Source organism: Streptomyces prasinopilosus, assembly GCF_001419695.1.
Classification (GTDB): Bacteria; Actinomycetota; Actinomycetes; order Streptomycetales; family Streptomycetaceae; genus Streptomyces; species Streptomyces prasinopilosus.
Window position 1 is genome coordinate 1 of the sequence record NZ_LIRG01000364.1, and the last position, 2845, is coordinate 2845.

General features: G+C 73.4%; 4 protein-coding genes. 1 reads left to right on the forward strand and 3 read right to left on the reverse strand.

Features of this window, described 5'->3' with window-relative positions; genetic code table 11:
- Positions 1–171: 171 nt before the first annotated feature.
- Both AOK18_RS16275 and AOK18_RS35395 read right to left on the reverse strand, forming a co-directional pair.
- Complete coding sequence (locus AOK18_RS16275) at positions 172–927, reverse strand: HAD family hydrolase (RefSeq protein ID WP_099048891.1); 756 nt, start codon at positions 925–927, stop codon at positions 172–174.
- Positions 876–1751, reverse strand: coding sequence for a GntR family transcriptional regulator (locus AOK18_RS35395; protein WP_420865618.1), 876 nt, complete (start codon positions 1749–1751; stop codon positions 876–878). Before AOK18_RS35395 ends, AOK18_RS16275 begins: the two co-directional genes overlap by 52 nt.
- A gap of 170 nt (positions 1752–1921) precedes the next feature.
- On the opposite strand from AOK18_RS35395, the gene AOK18_RS16285 reads away from it, so the two are divergent.
- Entirely contained in the window at positions 1922–2110 is a 189-nt protein-coding gene (locus AOK18_RS16285; RefSeq protein ID WP_055570674.1) for a hypothetical protein, read from the forward strand.
- Positions 2111–2155: 45 nt separating this feature from the next.
- On the opposite strand, the gene AOK18_RS16290 is transcribed toward AOK18_RS16285, so the two are convergent.
- Positions 2156–2845 (reverse strand): hypothetical protein (locus AOK18_RS16290; RefSeq protein ID WP_055694829.1); only part of this gene is annotated, 690 nt, incomplete at its 5' end.

Sequence of the window (2845 nt, forward strand, 5' to 3'; positions counted from 1 at the left end):
GCCCCGGCCCCCACGGCCCGCCGCCCCACGGCGACCGTCCCGGGCCGGTCGCCGTGGGGCGGCGGGCCGTGGGGGCCGGGGCCCGCGGCCGGCCCGGGCGTCGCCGGGAACCGTGATCCCGCTCCCGGCGGCGGGCGGGGACCGGGCTCCGGCCGGGCCCCGGGACCGGTTTCAGCGGCGGAGGAGCCGTAACAGCGGCTCCAGCGAGTCCAGGACGGTCCCGGCACCGGAATCCCGCAGGGCGGCCTCGTGGTCCGCCGGCATGTTCCCGATCATCAGCGCACGGGAGGCGGCGACCCCCGTGGCGCTCAGGGCGCGGTGCAGGGAACCGGGGTCGGGCTTCAGCTGCCCGAGGTCCCGGGTCCGGCCGTGGATGCGGGGGGCGAAGCAGTCGACGAGGCCGCGGGTCGCCAGGTACGCGCGGATCACGCGAGGGGAGGTGTCGGAGGCGATGGCCGGCCGGGCGCCCGCCGCGGTCCAGGTGCGGATCAGCGGGTCGGCGTAGGGGGTGGGCCAGGCCGAGGACGCGGCCGGCATCTCCTGACGGGTGACCCGCTCCTCCAGCTCGGCCACCAGGTCGCCACCGGGGTGCCCGCGGGCGACGGCGCGGAGCACCGCGTGCGGGTGCGGCGCCTCGCGTTCGGACTCCGTGAGCAGGCCGTGCAGACCCCGGTCCTCCAGCCACTCGACGAGGTCCGCCGCCGCCAGCCGTGCCGCACGGCCCGCGAAGAGGCGGCAGACGGACCCGTCGAAGTCCCACAGCACGAGCCGGGCGTCGCGGACCAGTTCCTCCAGTCCGGCGGGACCGACGCGGCCCTTCCGGTCGTCCTCGGTCCCCCGTGCCACCGGTCCGGTCCGCGTCGCGTCAGAAGTCACTAGGAGAGTGTCAGGTCCGTCGTGATGGTTTCCCAGAGGGCGTCGAACCACTTCTGGGACTCCGCCACGAACGCCCGGTCCCGCTGCCCGGCCTGCCGGGTGAAGGAGAAGAGCAGGGACTGGGAGCCGAGGGCGTCGTACACGTCCAGGCTGCGGGAGTCGCACTCCTCCTCGCGCCGGGCGAGCAGGTAGTAACCCATGAGCGCCTCCTGCCCGTTGAGCAGGTAGAGCTTCACCGGCGGGGTGAAGGGCAGGGCCCGGAAGGTGACCCGCACGTCGATGCCGTGGGTGTGGTGGACGGTCTGCAGGTTGTGCCGGAGCACCTGGGCCTGGGCGTTGCGCATCCGCAGCCAGCGCTCGTGTACCGGGTCGCCGTCGCCGGTGCCCTCGTCGACGGGGACGGGGAAGGCCAGGTTGATGGTCCGGGACGGCAGGAGGACGCGGAACTCGATCGACTCGGGGCGGAGCCTGCCCTCGTGGATCAGCCGGACGGGTTCACCGACGGCGACCATCAGCGTCTCGGAGGTGTGGGACACGACGTCGACGCGGACGTGCGGAGCGGAGAAGGCCTCGGTGAGACGGGGGGCGAGACCGACCACGGCCGGCTGGGGCTCGTCCGACGCCGGGGCCGGCTCCGCGATCCGGGGCGGGCTGCCCTTGCTGACGTTGCTCAGCAGACCGTCGTCCGCGAGGATGCGCAGCGCCTGGCGGACGACGCCGCGCTCCACCCCGAACTCTTCGGCGAGTTCGGCCTGGGTCGGCAGGCGTTCGCCGACCCTGAGTTCCCCGGCGCGGATGCGTTCGCGCAGGATGTCGGCGATCTCCTGGGGCGATTTCCTGCTGTTGCCGTTCACTGCGACGTTCTCCTGGGCCACGACCGAACGCTACAACTTTGGTCTATCTATGGGGAGTTGCCTGGAAGTTGTTTACAAGCACCGGCCAAGTGGGGACAACATAGCCAGAGTTGGCAACCAACTTGACCGAGTTGGCGGAAGTTCCGCTTCCGTCCACAGGAAAGCACGAAGCAGCACGAAGGGGGAACATCGTGCCAGTCCTCGCTCTCGTCTCCGCGATCCTCGTCGTCACCCTCGAGCAGTACGTCGAATGGAAGTACGGCTTCGCCGGCCTCCTCGGCCTGCTGCTGCTCACCGTCGGCGTCAAGGCCAAGAGCCCGGGCGTCAGCTCCGCCGGCGCCGTCCTGCTCGCCCTGCTGGTGGCGCGGCCCGCGCTCTGAACCGCCCGTACGTGCCGGGCCCCCGGCCGCGGGGGCAGGGAGACGTCAGCCCGTGAGCCGCAGCTCCGAACTGATGGTCTCCCACAACGCGTCGAACCACAGCCGGGACTGCGCCACGAAGGCGCCGTCCCGCATCCCGGCATCCCGCCCGAACGCGAACAGCGCGGAGCGGCTGCCCTGCGCGTCGTACGTCTGGACGTCCTCCCGGCCGATCCGGGCCTCGCCGCGCGCCGGCGTGTAGTAGGCGAACAGCGCCTCCACGCCGTTGAGCAGGTAGAGCTTCACCGGCGGGGTGAAGGGCAGCGCCCGGAAGGTGACCCGCACGTCGACGCCGTGGGTGGCGCGCAGGGCGAGCAGATGGTGCCGGAGCACCTGCCCCTGGGCGTTGCGCACCGCCAGCCACCGCTCGTGCACGGGGTCCCCGCCCCGGTCGCCGTCCCGGTCCCGGCCCAGGTCCCCGACCGCCACGGGGAAGGCGAGGTCGATGTTCCTGCCGGGCAGCAGGACGCGGACGTCGACCTTGGCCGGTTTCATCCGCCCGGCGTGGATCTGGCGCAGCGGTTCGCCGATGGCGAGGGTGAGGGACGCCGCGGTCAGGCAGACGGCGTCGATCTCGACGTGCTCGGCCTCGAAGGCGGCGGTGATGCGGGGGGCGAGGGCCGCCGTGGTGGGCCGGGGCGGCACGTCCGGCCCGGTCGGCGCGCCGCCGGGGTGGCCGGCGACGGTCGCCGGGGC